At 65.7% G+C, this 16,007-nt stretch carries 10 protein-coding genes; 8 read left to right on the top strand and 2 right to left on the bottom strand.

Translation table 11 applies throughout. From position 1 onward, the window contains the following. Positions 1-53: 53 nt before the first annotated feature. The 4 genes from C8J40_RS01435 to C8J40_RS01420 are packed head-to-tail and all read left to right on the top strand — an operon-like array spanning position 54 to position 5,326. A complete protein-coding gene (locus C8J40_RS01435) occupies positions 54-1,226 on the top strand; it encodes a lipopolysaccharide biosynthesis protein (RefSeq protein WP_207901117.1) in 1,173 nt (390 codons plus the stop codon). 10 nt (positions 1,227-1,236) lie between these two features. Then, complete coding sequence (locus tag C8J40_RS01430; RefSeq protein WP_165911337.1) at positions 1,237-2,748, top strand: beta-3-deoxy-D-manno-oct-2-ulosonic acid transferase; 1,512 nt, start codon at positions 1,237-1,239, stop codon at positions 2,746-2,748. Further along, positions 2,745-4,031 carry a capsular biosynthesis protein gene (locus C8J40_RS01425; RefSeq protein ID WP_132895478.1) on the top strand — a complete coding sequence of 429 codons (1,287 nt, stop codon included), beginning with the start codon at positions 2,745-2,747 and terminating at the stop codon, positions 4,029-4,031. The genes C8J40_RS01430 and C8J40_RS01425 overlap by 4 nt, the downstream gene beginning before the upstream one ends. A 23-nt stretch (positions 4,032-4,054) precedes the next feature. Beyond that, positions 4,055-5,326, top strand: coding sequence for a glycosyltransferase family 1 protein (locus C8J40_RS01420; RefSeq protein ID WP_132895820.1), 1,272 nt, complete (start codon positions 4,055-4,057; stop codon positions 5,324-5,326). A 34-nt stretch (positions 5,327-5,360) separates the two neighbouring features. On the opposite strand, the gene C8J40_RS01415 is transcribed toward C8J40_RS01420, so the two are convergent. Next, positions 5,361-6,548, bottom strand: a complete 1,188-nt coding sequence (locus C8J40_RS01415; RefSeq protein ID WP_165911336.1) for a class I SAM-dependent methyltransferase — start codon at positions 6,546-6,548, stop codon at positions 5,361-5,363. 301 nt (positions 6,549-6,849) lie between these two features. Here C8J40_RS01415 and C8J40_RS01410 point away from each other — a divergent pair, with 301 nt between their 5' ends. Genes C8J40_RS01410 through C8J40_RS01395 form a run of 4 tightly spaced genes read left to right on the top strand, consistent with a single transcriptional unit; the run spans position 6,850 to position 14,735 of the window. After that, positions 6,850-11,109 carry a glycosyltransferase gene (locus C8J40_RS01410; protein WP_132895476.1) on the top strand — a complete coding sequence of 1,420 codons (4,260 nt, stop codon included), beginning with the start codon at positions 6,850-6,852 and terminating at the stop codon, positions 11,107-11,109. Then, positions 11,106-13,247, top strand: coding sequence for a glycosyltransferase (locus C8J40_RS01405; protein ID WP_132895475.1), 2,142 nt, complete (start codon positions 11,106-11,108; stop codon positions 13,245-13,247). Before C8J40_RS01410 ends, C8J40_RS01405 begins: the two co-directional genes overlap by 4 nt. A 52-nt stretch (positions 13,248-13,299) precedes the next feature. Then, positions 13,300-14,124: a formate/nitrite transporter family protein gene (locus C8J40_RS01400; RefSeq protein WP_132895474.1), complete on the top strand. Its 825-nt coding sequence runs from the start codon at positions 13,300-13,302 to the stop codon at positions 14,122-14,124. After that, positions 14,124-14,735 (top strand): phosphatase PAP2 family protein, encoded by a 612-nt coding sequence (locus tag C8J40_RS01395; protein ID WP_132895473.1) that lies wholly within the window; start codon positions 14,124-14,126, stop codon positions 14,733-14,735. The genes C8J40_RS01400 and C8J40_RS01395 overlap by 1 nt, the downstream gene beginning before the upstream one ends. Before the next feature lie 5 nt (positions 14,736-14,740). Here the strand turns inward: C8J40_RS01395 and C8J40_RS20885 are convergent, their stop codons facing one another. Beyond that, positions 14,741-15,784 carry a methyl-accepting chemotaxis protein gene (locus C8J40_RS20885; RefSeq protein ID WP_132895472.1) on the bottom strand — a complete coding sequence of 348 codons (1,044 nt, stop codon included), beginning with the start codon at positions 15,782-15,784 and terminating at the stop codon, positions 14,741-14,743. Positions 15,785-16,007: the final 223 nt, after the last annotated feature.

Here is a 16,007-nt window from a genome sequence, read left to right as displayed (position 1 = left end):
CCGTGACGGCGCTATACTCGGCCTTTACTGGCGGTCCACCCTCGGAGAATATCATGGTGCACGGTTTCATGTCCCCGGCGACCGCCGCACCGGCGGCGCTGCCGAGCCTCGGGGAGCGATGGCGTCAGGCCCGCACGCAATATGGCTGGTTCTTCGTCGTGGTGCTGCTGCCGTGTCTGGCCGCCGCGCTCTATCTCTACGGCTTTGCCGCGGACCAGTATGAGTCCGAGGCGCATTATCTGGTGCGCGCGCAGGGCGCGCCGGCATCGAGCGGATCCAGCATCGAGAAGCTGCTCGGCGCGAGCGGTAGCGGCGGCGGTGGCGGTGGCCAGGGCGAGGCCAACAGCGTCGCGGACTTCCTGCTGTCGCACGACGCGGTCGATGCCCTGAGCAAGCAGAGCGCGCTGATCGCCCGGTTCCGCCGCCCCGAGGCCGACGGACTGAGCCGATTGCCCACCGCCGATCCGACCCCCGAGGCGCTGCTCAAATATTATCGCAAACAGGTCGACGTCCATTTCGACACCGACACCGGCATCACGACGCTGAAGGTCCGCGCGTTCCGGCCGGTCGATGCCTATGTCATCGCCCGCAAGCTGCTCGGATTGGGCGAAGGCCAGGTCAACACGATGAACGTCCGGTCCTATGCCGATGCGGTCAAACTGTCGCACCAGCAACTCGCCGAATCCGAAGCCGCACTGTCCCAGGTGCAAGCGCGGATGACCGATTTTCGGCAGGACAGCAGGGACGTGAACCCGCAGGGGACCGCCGAAGCGCAGATCGGCCTGGTATCGAAACTCCAAGCCGAACTGTCCGCCGCCCGGTCGCAGCTGGCGACGACGGTCAGCCTGATCGGCACGCGCAACCCGCAATATGCCGCCCTGTCGCAGCAAGTGCGGTCGTTGCAGTCCCAGGTCGCGGCACAGTCCGCCAAGCTTGCGGGCGGCGGCAATGCGATCGCTGCCGGGCTGGGCGATTACGAGCGTCTCCGCATGCAGCAGGGGTTCCTGTCGAAACGCTACGACGCGGCCTCCGCGGCTTTCGAAGCGGCACGCCAGCAGGCGGTGCGCCAGCAACTCTACATCGTCCGGATCGTCGACGCGAACATGCCGGTCCGCTCCGAATATCCCAAGCGCGCGCTGTCGCTGCTCACGCTCTTCATCGCGTTGATGGTGGTGTATGGCCTTGGCTGGCTGGTCGCCGCCGGTGTTCGGGAACATGCGAGCTAGGCGCGGCGGCATGTCGTCACGCAGCATGACGAGCGAGCGCAGGACCAGCGTCCTGCCGCTGTTGCGCGCACCGCCCTTTCCCTGGGTGGCGCCGGTGGCGATCACCGTGGCGGGCGGCACTCCACCCAGTCTTGCGGAGGCGCGTCTTGCGCTGGACGCATTGCGTATGGCGCGCGTCGGCGGCGCGTTCTGGGACGGCGAGAACGATCCCTGGACGCAGGTTGCGGATGGTCGCGCGGTGTACGCGGATCCCAACGACGACCTGGCGATCGTCGCTTGGCTGTCGGATGTGACCGTGCATGACGCGGGCGGGGCGATTCTCGATCCCGCGCGGATCGAACATGCCTGTCTGGAGCGGCTGACCGCGTTTGCGTGTCACGATCCGTTCGAGGATCGCCCCGCGACGCTGACCGAGACGATCGCACGGCTGGCGGGGTGGCGCAGGACGCTCGACGCCAACCGGAAAATCGGCGTGATGACCGGCATGGCGCGATGGAAGCGCACCACGATCGGTAGGTTCCTGTGGGACGGGCGACGGAGCCCGGATGCCGCCTCCGCGAAAAAGGCGCTAGCCTCGGCGCGTCGATCGGGGCGGGCGATCGCCGGCTGGGCGTCGCGGATGCCGCCCGATTACGCGCGCGACGTGCAAGCAGCAGGACTCGCGCTACAGATCGTCGAGGACGGTTTCGTGCGATCGAGCGGCCTTGGCGCCGATGGCCGCGTGCCGAGTTCAGTGACGATCGATACGTGCGGCGTCTATTACGACCCTGCACAGCCAAGCGATCTGGAGACCCTGTTGCAGACGCACGCGTTTTCCGATGTGCTGATCGATCGGGCACGACGCCTGCGCGGCATGATCTGCGACTCTCATATCGGCAAATACGGAATCGATGCGGGGGCGTTCGCACCGCTGCCCGATCGACGGTGCGTACTCGCGATTGGGCAGGTCGAGGATGATCGCTCGGTGCTGTGCGGCGGCGGCGGGGTGACCTCGAACGTCGAATTCCTGGCCCGCGTACGGCGTTGCGAGCCCGACGCGTTCATTGTCTATCGACCGCATCCCGATGTCGTCGCCGGCCACCGAAAAGGTCATGTGTCGCCGTCGGCCGCCGCCGAATGGGTCGATCGGATCGATCAGGACAGTGCATTGCTGTCGCTCGTCGAACGGGTCGATGCCGTCCATGTGCTGACATCCTTGACCGGGTTCGAGGCGCTGATGCGTGGACGCCCCGTGACGGTACACGGCCGCCCCTTTTTCGCCGGCTGGGGGCTTACCGAAGACCTTGTCGAGCAACCCGACCGGCGTCGTCGGATGCTGACGATCGATCAGCTCGTTGCCGGCACGCTGATCCTGTACCCGCGGTATATCGATCCGGTCACCGGGCTATTCTGCGACGTCGAAACGCTCGTTGCCCGCATCGCGGCGGGGCAGGGGCGCTCCGATACCGCGTTCACCCTGATGCGCCAGATACTCGGACGAGTCCGGCGGCGGGGCATCGTACTCGCGACAGGTCTTCGATGACGCCAGCAACCGACGCCAAGCAGACGTTTCTCTTCCTGCAGGGACCACATGGTGGCTTTTTCGACCAGCTGGCGTCCGCGCTGGCCATGCAGGGGCATGCGGTACGCCGGATCAACCTGAATGGCGGCGATCGCGCCGACTGGAGCGGATTCTCGACCGATTATCGAAGCTCGCTGAAGGGCTGGCCGCTGTTCTTCGACGATTTTGTCGTCGATCATCTCGTCACCGACGTCATTCTCTTTGGCGATTGCAGGCCGCATCACGCCTCTGCGCACGGCATGGCCAAGCTGCGTGGCATTCGCGTCCACGTCTTCGAGGAAGGCTATATCCGCCCCGATTTCATGACGTTGCAAGAAGACGGCGTGAACGGGAACTCGAAATTGCCGCGTGATGGCGACTGGTATCGCGAACAGGCTGGCCGGCTGTCGGGGTTTCCTCCGGTGGAACCCGTCCCATCGAGCTTCGCACGACGGTTGCGCGAGACCAGCCGCTATACGATCTTCAGCGCGCTGACCCGGCCATTATATCCATTCTATCGGTCGCACCGCTCCGCCGCGATGTTGAGCGAGGCGCTTGGCTGGGCAGTGCATTTCGTCACCAAGCGCCGCGAGCGCAGGCGGTCCGCCGCGTTGATGACGGCGATCCGCGACACCCCGTATTTCGCGCTGCCGCTGCAATTGAATTCGGATTATCAGATCCGCGTCCATTCGCCGTTTCGCGACATGCGTGCGGCGCTGCGGTTCATCATCAAGAGCTTTGCACGGTCCGCCCCGGCGGGGGTCAACCTGATCGTCAAGCGACACCCGCTCGACGGCGGATTGTCGAGCTGGCGGCGGTTCGTCCGCCGCGAGGCACAGCGGTACAAGGTCGCCGATCGGGTTTTTTATATCGGTGACGGCGATATCTCCGATCTGGTTGCCAAGGCCCGCGCGGTCGTCACCGTCAACAGCACGGTCGGCACGCTGGCGCTGAACTCGGGCGTGCCGGTGGCAGTGCTCGGCGAGGCGATCTACGATATCGAAGGAATCGTACGGCGCGAACCGCTGGACACTTTCTGGGCCGATCCGCCGCCGGTCGATACGGCGCTGTATGATGCGTTCAAGCGCGTGCTGATCGATCGCTGCCTGATCCCCGGCGGCTATCTGAGCGACGCAGGGATCGCGATGCTCGTACGGCACGCCGAACGCCGCCTGACCCGCGAGCCGGTAGACACGGTGCACGCCGACCGGGGCGCGGGCGGTGGACCCAATATGCCCGACATGCATGACGGGGACGGTGTTTGAAGCCGTTTCGCGCGTTTGCGCCGATGTTGCTTACCCGGACTCTGGTGCCGCGTTGGCTTGGTGGGCGCGCCAGCGTGGACGCGGAAGTCGTGCTCGATCTGTCGCGGCTGCTGAGCCGATCCTATCATGTGACGCCGACCGGGATCGATCGCGTCGAGTTCGTCTATGCGCGCGAATTGCTCAACCGTATTCCGGACCGACTGGCGTTTGCGGCGGTGCATCCCGCGGGCGGCTATTATGGGCGATTGCCGGTCGGGGCGGTGCGGCAGTTCCTCAGCTTCACCGATGCGCGATGGCGGAACCCTGACGTGCTCGATCCGCATGCGGTGCGGGCTGCCGCCAACCGGCACCTTCTGGCCCTTCGGCCACGGCCGGTGCCGACCGATGACCGCCACCGCATCTATCTCCAGGCATCGCATCATCATCTCGAGGATATCGATTTGGTCGCGGCCATCCTGAAACGCGAACGCGCACGGCTGATCTCGCTGATCCACGACGTGATCCCGCTGACCCACCCGGAGTTCGCGCGGATCGACGGTCACGCGCGGCACCGCGACGTCATGCGGACGATCGACCGTCATGCCAGCGGGATCATCGGCAATTCGGCCGCGACGATCGATGCGGTTGGCCGGCATCTGACCGATGCGCGCAGCGAGCGTGTCGTCCGCGTCGCGCATCTCGGGACAGACCCGGTCGAGCTGCTCCCGTCCGCTCGCCCGGCAATCCTGTCATCGGTTCCGGACGGTCCGTATTTCGTGTGCGTCGCGACGATCGAGCCCCGCAAGAACCACCTGCTGCTGCTCAACGTCTGGCGCAGGCTGGCCGAGAAGCTCGGCACGGCGGCGCCGAAGCTTGTGCTGATCGGTCGGCGCGGGTGGGAAAATGAAAATGCGATCGACATGATCGAGCGCTGTGCCGCGGTGTCGGGCCATGTGATCGAGGCGTCGAACATGTCCGATCGCGAGATGCAGGCGGTCCTCGGCGGCGCGCAGGCCTTGCTGTTGCCCTCGTTTGCCGAGGGCTTCGGCATGCCGGTCAGCGAGGCGCTCGCCGCCGGGCTTCCGGTGATCTGCAGCGACATCGCCGCCTTGCGTGAGGTTGGCGGCGAGGCGCCCGACTATCTCGATCCGCTCGATGGTCTTGGGTGGCTGGAGTCGGTCATCGCCTATTCGCGACCGGAATCGCCGCGTCGTGCCGCGCAACTCGACCGGATGGCGCGGTGGCAGCCGGTGAGTTGGGGCCAGCACATCGACGTGGTCGAAGCGACGATCGACGCGGTCGTCGCGATGGCGTGATGACGCGGGCCTGATCGGCCGACGTTACCGCGCGTCAACGATCGCCGCGGCGGACGATGATCCCGAACGAGGTCGTGACATACTGACCGAGCGCGAGCTTCAGATGGTTGTCCGCCGAATAGGGGGGCACGTCGACATAGGCGTCCTGCTGCGTGTCGCCGAGATCATATTTGATCTGCGCGACGAAATGCCCGCGCGAGACGAGATCGACCGCGAGCCGTTCGAAATCGCGACGGCGGAACAGGACAGTACCGCCGCTATCGATCGTCGCATCATTTGAGGTGAGGTTGAGTTCGGTGGTGTGTACCGCGAGCCCGCCCGGATTGAGGCACTGGACCGCGTTGCGGACGAAATCGAGACCGGCCTCGATCGACCCGAGATGCTCGTACGCGCATGACGACCAGGTGAAGTCGAACCCGCGCAGGTCGGCGGGAATCGCGTTCATGTCGGCAACGCGGAACGCGACGTTGCGATCGAAGACGTCGTTTGGACAGATCTCGGGATAGCGAAGCTGGTCGAGGCCTTCGCTATGCTGGTTGGTCAGGGTCCAGTCGCGGCTGCGGACGTCGTCGGCGGCAAGATCGGTCGCCACGATCGAGCATCCGATCGCCGCCATCGCTGCGGGCAGGGGTTCGATGCCCACACCGAAGCCCAAACCGCGCGCCCCCGCCTTGAGCATCCCGTAACGCTCGAGCGTCTGCAGGATATAGACGAATTCCCACTGCTTGCGATGGCGGTGCTTCGCCAGCTTGAGACGTTCGAGCCACTGGTCATAGGCCGGCTCGTTGAACTGCGATGCGGTGCAGGTCTGCGATACCGGATCGGCCAGCGTCGCCTTGCCGTGTGCCAGCAACCGCGAGGCGCGACGGAACACGCGTTGGCCGAAGATCGACTTGCGCGCCGCCTCGACCTGCTGCTCGAAATGCGGTTGGCGGACGGCGGCGTCGAGCAGGATCGTGAACGACTGCGCGATGGCGTCGGTCTCGGTATAGAGATGCCCGAGCACCGCATATTGCATGCCGTCGACCGCATCGAAGGTGAGCCGCATGGTCCCGCCGGCCGCGACGATCTCCTTCACCGCGATCGGCCAGGTCTTGATCGTCTCCGCTGGGCGCGATCCGTCGAGCGGCAACGCGTTGACCCGAACGATCATCGAGCCAAGCGTTGCAGTCAGCCCGGTGAAGACGAGTGAGCAGCGGACCGTGCTGCTCTCCAGCGACACATAGCGGGTATGAAAGACATAGGCCGGGTCTTCGGAGGGTTCGGAACCGCCAAGTCCTTGAATTCGGCTCGATCGGGGTGGCCAAAAGTCGAATGGACCCATGTCGATTTCAAGTGCTGTGGCACTAGCCGGCGAGGATGACGCACTTTGCATTATGGGGTCGTAGCGATGAAGAATGTACGCGTCATCCGTTATAAGGAGATCCGCCCCAAAATTGTACGACTATACTTTGATCGGTTATAGCCTTCGCGCGGCTTGATCTTATAGTAGGGCGGTGAAGGCCCCGAAATAAGAGAGACCGATGAACAACTTATTTCGGACGGGCTTCGGCCGGTTGATGGGCACTGCGTCCAGAGCCGGGGCCGGATCCGCGGCGCGATCGCCGGCGCGGATCGCAGGCGACGCATCGCGCGACATCCGCGACTGGGCGGGGGCGATCGATGCCTATCGTCGTCACCTCGAGACCTTTCCCGGCGATTTCGCCATCCAGGTTCAACTCGGGCACGCGCTCAAGGAAGTGCGCGATTTCGGCGCGTCGATGGAGGCGTATCACGCCGCCTACAGGCTTGATTCGCGCGATTCGGACCTGCTCGTCAACATCGGCCATCTGCACAAGATGCGCGGGCAGCGGGCGGCCGCGTGTTTCGCCTACGTCGCGGGCTATGCGCTCGACGCCAATGTCGATGCAGCGACCGAGCTTGGCGATCCACAACTCGCCGCGGACATCGAGGCCGCACGCGACGCGTTTTCTACCGATCCGACCCGCGATCCGGTCGTCCTCGCGGTTGATGTCCCGGTGCCGGATGCCGCATCGAGGACGGACCACATCGTCGGGCACGGTGATGCAATCGAGACCTCGCCGCTGTTCGACGCGCACTGGTACCGACAGCGCTATGGGGTGGGCGCGGACCTGGATGCGGCACGGCATTATACGACCGTCGGCGCCGCCGAAGGCCATGAACCGCATCGGCTGTTCGACAGCCGCTTCTATCGCGCGCAGGTGACGGGCGACCTGCCGACGGGCGCGAACCCGCTCGATCATTTTCTCAAGGTCGGCGGCCCGAACGGGCTCGATCCGCATCCGCTGTTCGCCGGCGACTGGTACCGCGAACACCATCCCGCCGCGGCCCGGACGGGCGTCATACCGATCATCCACTACCTGACGCATGCCCCGCACGAGAGCGCTGGCCCGACGCCGTTGTTCGATGGGCTGCGCTACCGCGAAGCGACGCCCGACATGGCCGCGGCGGACGCGACGTTCGCGCATTATCTGGACTATGGCGACGCCGCGGGTGTGGCGCCGATCGCCGGGCTGCAAACCGGTCGAATCCTCGAAACCTTTGGCGGATCGCCGGTCGGCGGCGAAAGCGCGCTCGAACTCTACGTGCATTTCCTCGGCCGGAAGCAGGCCCTCGCCTGCGCGACCTTCGACCTGCTCGCGCCGTCGGACGTCGGCGTTCGCCCACCGCCGTTGCCCCTGGCGTCGATACGCCCTGCAGACGAACGGATCGCCGCCGCGAGCGAGGTGGTGCAACGGCTGCTCGGCGACACCGCCACCGGCGAAGGCAGGCCGTCCCCCGACCGGTACGCGCTGGCCAAGCTCGATCTGTTGCGTCGCGATCCCGACCAGTTCGATGCGGTGGTCCGCGATCTGCACGCCGCGACCGCCGCGACCGCAAGCGAGGTGGTGACGATGTTCGGCGTGTTGCCGCTGCACGATGTCGCGCGCGGCGTTGGCGATGCCGGCGGCGATGCCAGCGGCGATGACGGTAGCGATGGCTTTCCGGCCGGCGGGGTGCTCGACCGCTACCGGACCGGTCAGCGCGATCTCGCACGGCGGTTCCGGCTCGATCACGACCGTGTCGGAACCGTGACCGACGGGGTCACGATTTCGATCCTGCTGCCGATCTACCGCTCGCCGGTCGTGTATCTGGAGCGGGCGATCCTCTCCGTTCTCGCGCAGACCTATGCCAATTGGGAATTGTGCATCGTCGACGACTGTTCGCGCGAACCTGCGTTGACCGACATCGTCACGCGGTTCTGCGCGGCCGATGCGCGGATAAAATTTGCCACATCGCGGCGCAATGGCGGGATCGCGGAGGCGACCAATCGCGCACTCGATCTCGCCACCGGTGCATATGTCGCGTTGTTCGATCATGACGACATGCTGACCGTCGATGCGCTCGAAATCGTCGCGGCGCGGATCGATGCGTCACCCGACACCGACTGGCTCTACAGCGACGAGTGCAAGATCGGGATCGACGATCAGCCCGACGAACTGCTGACCAAGCCCGACTGGAGTCCGGCGCTGCTGCTGTCGGTGATGTATACCGGGCATCTGTCGGTCTATCGATCGACGCTCGTCCGATCGGTCGGCGGTTTTCGCAGCGCGTATGACTTCTCGCAGGACTATGATCTTGCGCTCCGCATTTCGGAGACCGCGCCGACCGTTCAGCACATCCGCGACGTCCTGTATGGCTGGCGGATGATCGAGGGGTCTGCTGCAAGCGGTGGCAAGCCCGAGGCGCGGCTGACCAACATCGCTGCAGTCCAGGCGGCAATGGATCGCCGCGGCTGGACCGGTCGTGCGGTCGCGTTGCCGGCATCGAATCGCCCGCGTGCGGACTATGCGACGTTCGATCAGCTCGTCTCGATCATCATCCCGTCGGACGACGCCGGGCATATCGTCCGGACGGTCATGTCGATCGTCGCATGGACCGCCTATCCCCGATACGAGATCGTGATCGTCACCAATTCGCGGACGGCGGCGCAGTGTCGCGAGTGGATGGACGGGCCGCGCATCCGTTTCGCGATCTTCGATGCGCCGTATAATTTCTCCGCAAAATGCAACGCCGGTGCCGCGGTCGCGCAGGGCGATTATGTCGTATTCCACAATGACGACGTGCTGGTCATCACGCCGGACTGGATCGAGGCGCTGTTGGAGCAGCTCGTCCGCCCTGGCGTCGGCGGCGTCAGCCCCAAGCTGCTCTACGAGAATGGCCGCATTCAATATGCCGGCATGGCGGTCGGATTGCGGCAACTGACGGGAACGACGTTCCACGCCTTTCCGCGCGATACGGCAGCGCATTTCAACCTGGCGCAATCGACGCGCGACGTCGGCCTATTGTGCGGCGCGTGCTTGGCGATGCCGACCGAGCTATTCTGGGACCTTGGCGGGTGGGATGCGCTGAACGTCGGCATCGCCCATTCCGACGTCGATCTCAGCCTGCGGCTTCGCGAGGCGGGATACCGGCTGGTCTATACGCCGCATGCCGAACTGATCCATATCGGCCATGCCTCGATCGGCGCCTCGATCGGCGTCGATGCCGATCTGCCCACGGGGTCGCGCTGGAAGAAGAGCAAAGTCGATATCTTCCTGCTCAAGCGCTTTCCGTCGTTGATCGCCGACGATCCGTATTTCCCGCCAACGATGAGCGGGATCAGCTACATCGACTCGCAGGAACCCTATCGGATCCACCCCGCCACACTGCGCTACGCTGGCGACGGGCCCGACATCCTCATCGTATCGCACGACCTGACGAACAGCGGCGCCCCACGCGTCGCTGCGGACATGGCGATCGCGCTGAAACGGTCGGGCGCATTCGTCGTCGTCACGTGCCCGACCGACGGACCGATGCGCGCCCGTCTTGCCGAGGCCGATATTCCCGTCATCATCGATGCGCTCGCGCTGACCGACCATGCGAGCTTCCGTGATTTCGCGCGCAATTTCGATACCGTGATCGTCAATACCGTCATCGGCTGGCGCGTCGTGAAACAGCTCGATTCGGAGACCGAAGTGCGCTGGTACATTCACGAATCCGGGCTGATCGACGAGATGGTGCGCGACACCGACGGGTTCCGCGCCGTGCTGGGATCGGCGTGTAACATCCTCGCGGTCAGTACGCGGACCGCGGCGGCGCTGCGCCGGCATGGCGTGTCCTCGCGCTTGCTCGAGACCGGGATAGCCGATCCAAAGGATTTGTATCCCGTACCGGCGCGGTGGGACGTCGTCCGGATCGGCGTGTTCGGATCGTTCGAACCACGCAAAGGCCAGGATATCGCCGCGCAGGCCTTTGCGATGCTCCAGCCCGGCACGCGCGCAAACGCCACGCTCGATTTCTTTGGCCGCGATCACGATCCCGATTTCCAGGAGAAGGTCCGGCGCACGTGGCACCGACAGGACGGTATCCATTTTCACGGTGAAAAGGGGCATCCGGACTATTGGTATTGCCTGGCCGACATCGACATCGTGCTGGTCCCGTCGCGTGACGATCCGCTACCGCTGGTGGCGTCCGACGCACTGGCGCTGGGCAAGACGATCGTGTGCAGCGACAGTACCGGGACGTCGGATTATATCGAGCACGAGGTGTCGGGCTTCGTCTATCCGACCGCGCGCGCGGCCGACCTGTCCGCGCTGCTGACCCGGCTGATCGAGGATCGCACATTGCGCGAATCGGTGCGGGGGCCGGCGCGCGCGGTCTATGAGGCGATGTTCACGATGGAGGCGTTCACCGAACGGCTATCGGACCGACTCGCGCCTGTTGCCGTCGGCGTTTCGTGATCGCATCCGATGACGCGGTCGCTGCGCTGATCGCACGCGCGGATTCCGCGCGCGATCGCCGCGACTGGCTGGCAGCAGCGGATGCGTATCGCGCCGTGGTGCGCGTCCAGCCGCGCAACGCCGGACTATGGGTCCAATTGGGTCATGCACTGAAGGAATCGGGTGGCATCCAGGCCGCGGGCGACGCGTATCGCCGTGCGTTGTCGATCGACCGGTTCAGCGCCGACACGCATCTGCAGCTCGGTCATCTGCTCAAGATGCAGGATGACCGTGCCGGGGCGGTCGCGGCATATGCGCAGGCACTGCGCCTCGATCCGACGCTGGACTCCGCGCTGGGCGAACTCGTCCATCTCGGCGCTCGCGATCTGATCCCCGCGGCGACCATCGATCGTCAGGCGATGTGGCGCCGGCTCGATGCGGTGGCGGAGGCGCTGGCGGACGCGAACGAGGCGTTGCGGGCCTGGATCGGAACATCGGCCTATCCGATGGCCGCGTATGACCGGTTCCGATCCGACGTCGCGATACGGCCACCGCCGCCGCTCTCGGCGGTGGCCGACGACGGGAGCGAGCCGATCACACTCGCGATCGATTGTCGGGCGGCGACGGCGTCGTCGGTGCGCGTGACACTGACCGCGTTGCTCGACCAGTCGGATCCGTCCTGGGTAGCACGACTGGTGGATGCGTCCGGAATCGCCGACCATCCGGTCGCCAGCATGACGATCACCGATCCACGGATCGGGTTCGACGACGATGGTGGTTATGCGTCGCGACCAGGGCTGTTGGTCAGCATTGATGCGGGCGTCATTCTGCACCCCCATGCGCTGGCCTGGCTGCGCTATGCTGCGGCACGGTCGAGCGCGGCCGCGGTCACATGCGATCACGATCATGTCAGACGCCATTGGGCGCGCGGTCAGCGTCATGTCGATCCGATACTCTACGGTGTCGACGATTGGTCGTTGCGCGCAGCGGCACCGCCCCGTCTCGTCGCGGCGCGGAACGATATGCTCCGAATGCCCCGCGACCGCGACACGCTATCGGGGGCTGGCTTACGGGCCGCGATGATCGATGCCGCGCGAGCGGCTGCATCGCCGGTCGCGCATGTTCCGCGGATCCTCGCATCGCTGTACGACGACGGAGTGGAGAGACCGGCCGCGACGGAGCTACGCGGGGCGGCATCACCGATCGATGCCACGGCACCTCAGATGGCAGCGCGGCGATCGCGCATCGCCATCGTCATGCCCACCCGCGATGAAGCGGCGATGCTGACCGAGGCGATCGATAGTCTCCTCGCGGTGGCCGACATGCCCGACCGGATCAGCGTGATCATCGTCGACAACCGGAGCCGGGAGCCCGCGACGCACGCATTGCTCGACGACTACGCCACGCGATCCGGTCATGCGGTCGTCGTCATGGACGAGCCGTTCAACTGGTCGCGCGCCAACATGCTCGGGATGGCCACCGCGCGGGCGGCGGACTGCGACCTTTTGCTGTTCGCGAACAACGACGTCGTGATGCTGACGCAAGGGTGGGACAGCGAACTCGACCGGCTGTTGTCCGATCCGGCGGCGGGCATCGTCGGCGCGCGTCTTCTGTATCCCGACATGACCGTCCAGCACGCCGGCATCGTGCTCGGTGCGGGCGAAGGCCTGCCGCTGCACGAGGGGCGTCATGCCGCGTTCGACGATCCAGGACCCGGCGGGCGCTATGTGACGCAGCATGATGCGGCGGCGGTGACCGGCGCTTTTCTTGCGATGCGACGCGACGTGCTGACGGAAATCGGTGGGTTCGACTGCGCGCGGTTGCCGATCGCCTATAACGACATCGACATCTGCCTGCGCGCGCGCGCGGCGGGGTATCGGGTGCGCTATTGCCCGCAGATCGAGCTGATCCACCATGAGTCGAAGACCCGCGGCCGGACCCGGACCGAGGACGAGGTGGCGTGGGACGATGCCGAACTCGGCGATCTCCATGCCGTCTGGGGCGAGGCGCTGACGCTCGATCCGGGGATCAACCCGCAATGGGCGCTTGGTGGCGCTCCGTTCGATGGCTTGCGCGAGCCGGGATTGAGCGAGATCCTCGCGTTCATCGACCGGTCCGCACGCGCCGATCCCTGGCGCGTGACAAGGGCCGAGGCGTGACACGGCGCGACCGGTGGGACCGAAACGCGCGGCGGGCCGTTACACTGGCGTAATGGCCAAACCGGATTCCACCCCACCGCAGGACGACGTCGACGACCTCAAGGCCGCCGATGCGCAGGATCTGCACCGCGCGGTCCGCGAGGAGGGGCAGGACGAGCTCGACCGGCCAGTCTCGTCGCTGTTCTTTTCCGGCCTCGCGGCGGGCATGGCGATCGCGAGCTCGCTGATCGCCGAGGGCGCGCTCCACGCGGCGCTGCCCGATACGCCGTGGCGGTCGATCGTCGTGTCGCTCGGCTATCCGATCGGCTTCCTCATGGTCATCCTCGGGCGAATGCAGTTGTTTACCGAGAGCACGATCACCGCGATGTTGCCGCTGGTGACGCGGCCGTCTGGCTGGGCGTTGCGACGCACGCTACGGCTCTGGACGATCGTGCTCGGTGCCAATCTGCTCGGTACGGCGCTAGCGGGCGGGATGATCGCGGCGGGCCTGCTCGGCGGCGGCGAACTGCGGACCGCGATGATCGAGGTCTCGGTTGCGATCACCGAGCTGTCGGCCGGGGCGACGTTCGTCAACGCGATCCCCGCCGGGTTCATGATCGCGATCCTCGCCTGGTCGCTGCCTAATGCGCGCGAACAGTCGTTCCTGGTGATCCTGGCGGTTACCTATGTCGTCGCGATCGGCGGGTTCAGCCATTCGATCGTCGGCTCGGTGGAGGCGTGGCTGCTGCTGTTCGCGGGCAAGACCGGCGTCGTGCAGACGCTGTTCGAGCTGATGCTGCCGGCAATCCTCGGCAACCTGTTGGGCGGTGCGGGGTTGTTCGCGCTGTTGGCGCATGCGCAGGTGCGCGGTGAGATGAACGGGCGGGACGAAAGCTGATGGGTGAGATCGAACGTGCCGCGAAGACGGTCGAGGCGGCGGATCGCGGCGTCACGCTGAAGGCCGCCGAGCAGCGCGACCGGCCTGCGGTCAAGGCGGTTGGGATCCTGGCCGAGATCGGCGACCAGCCACAGCTTGTCGCAACCTCGATCGGCACCGCGGTGATCGGCCTGATCGCCCGCCGCCCCGACATGATCCGTGGCGGCGTCCGGATGCTCGCGGCGCATGCGGCGGCGACCTTCGTCAAATCCGCGATCAAGAGTTCGGTCGATCGCACCCGCCCCGAAAAGGCGATCGAGGACGGCAAGGCGAAGTTCGAACCGGGCGACAGCGACGATCACGACCAGACCTCGTTCCCGTCGGGCCACACCGCGGGTGCGGTCGCGGTTGCGCGCGCGGTATCGCGCGATATCGATGGGGCAGGGGCGCCCGCCGCGATCATCACCGGAATGGTCGCCGCCGCGCAACCGATCAACGGCAAGCACTATCTGTCCGACCTCGTCGTCGGTGCTGCGGTCGGCTGGATCGCGGAGGCGCTCGTCAGCGCGGTATTCGACCGCGTCGCGCCGGTCGTAGAGGGTCAGGTCGTCACCACTACCAAACCCGCCTGAGCCTCTTAGCCGACACGCATGCGGGCGCGCATCATCGCGGCAATCTCGTCGTCGGTGGCGACGTGATCCTCGATCACGCAGCGTAGATCGAGTCCGGAAAACCCGTGATCCGACGGCACCGCGGCCTGCGCGACGACCAAGCCATCGCGTGCCTCGATCCGTGGTGCGCCGCCGGCTTTCACATAGGGGTGCGGCGCGTGATAGGCGTATGCGCCGGTGCTGGCGACGACGCGGCCCTGTGGATCGACGATGCTGACCACCGCGCCCGAGCTCGATTTGCGGATCACGTCCATGATCGTCGCGGTCTGCCCCTCGAAATCATATTCGAGATAGCACACGCCGATCGTCGCGCCGTCGAAGCGGACCGGCGCGACATAGACCAGCACCTTGCGGCGATCCGACCAGGGGTTTTCCCAGACATCGTCGGTCGACCATTCCTGTGATAGATCGGCTACCAGCGCGCGTTCGAACTGCGAATAGCCCCTGAAATTGACGCCGCGGACCGAGGCATTGTCATGCGCGCAGACCGCCACTTGGCCCGTCGCGTCGACCACGAACGCGTTGAGGAAATAGGGCGAGCAGCGGAGTAGCGCACGCAGCCGTTCGAGCGCCTTGGCCTCGACCTTGGGGGAATCGGAGCGGAACAGGATCGCCTCGCCGATCGAATGATCCGAGGCGAGCATGCGGATGTCGATCGAGCGATCGTACAGCGTGCGGCACAGCGTGTCGGCGATCGACTGCGCGAGTTCGACCAGCCGCCCGCCCTCGACGTCGCGGACCAGTTGCTCGGCGATCGCCGCGCCCTGTTGCAGGCGCCCGAGAATCTGCTCGCGGAATGAGGCGGATGAGGTGCGCGCCTGATCAGCCAGCGCCTTCACTTCCTGCGCGACGACCGCGAACCCACGCCCGGCATCGCCCGACCGTGCGGCCTCGATCGTCGCGTTGAGGGCCAGCAGGTTGGTCCGCCCCGCGATCGCCTCCGACTGCCGCGCATGCGCCGACACCTCCTCGCCCAGCGAAGCAACTAATGATCGTATGCGGCGGGGCATAAGCAGTATCCGAAGAAGCGAGGCGCCTCCGTTAGCCGGAAATGGTTAATCCAAGATAGTCGCGAAACGGCTATAATTTGATAAAAGGCATTGATTACGTAGGGGAATATCGTCCGTTGCGCGGTGAAGAGGACAGCGCCGCGCCGGCGGTCGATGACGCTGAACAGCAAAAAGCCCCGCCCGATCGCTCGAGCGAGGCTTTATAGATCCTGTAATCCTTCCC

Origin of the sequence: Sphingomonas sp. PP-CC-3A-396, from assembly GCF_004343105.1 — a bacterium.
Classification (GTDB): Bacteria; Pseudomonadota; Alphaproteobacteria; order Sphingomonadales; family Sphingomonadaceae; genus Sphingomonas.
This window is presented reverse-complemented; position numbering and strand designations above follow the sequence as displayed.

Coding starts and splice junctions, on each gene's coding strand:
- C8J40_RS01435 (WP_207901117.1), top strand. CDS start 54: ATGGTGCACGGTTTCATGTCCCCGGCGACCGCCGCACCGGCGGCGCTG.
- C8J40_RS01430 (WP_165911337.1), top strand. CDS start 1,237: ATGTCGTCACGCAGCATGACGAGCGAGCGCAGGACCAGCGTCCTGCCG.
- C8J40_RS01425 (WP_132895478.1), top strand. CDS start 2,745: ATGACGCCAGCAACCGACGCCAAGCAGACGTTTCTCTTCCTGCAGGGA.
- C8J40_RS01420 (WP_132895820.1), top strand. CDS start 4,055: ATGTTGCTTACCCGGACTCTGGTGCCGCGTTGGCTTGGTGGGCGCGCC.
- C8J40_RS01410 (WP_132895476.1), top strand. CDS start 6,850: ATGAACAACTTATTTCGGACGGGCTTCGGCCGGTTGATGGGCACTGCG.
- C8J40_RS01400 (WP_132895474.1), top strand. CDS start 13,300: ATGGCCAAACCGGATTCCACCCCACCGCAGGACGACGTCGACGACCTC.
- C8J40_RS01395 (WP_132895473.1), top strand. CDS start 14,124: ATGGGTGAGATCGAACGTGCCGCGAAGACGGTCGAGGCGGCGGATCGC.
- C8J40_RS20885 (WP_132895472.1), bottom strand. CDS start 15,784: ATGCCCCGCCGCATACGATCATTAGTTGCTTCGCTGGGCGAGGAGGTG.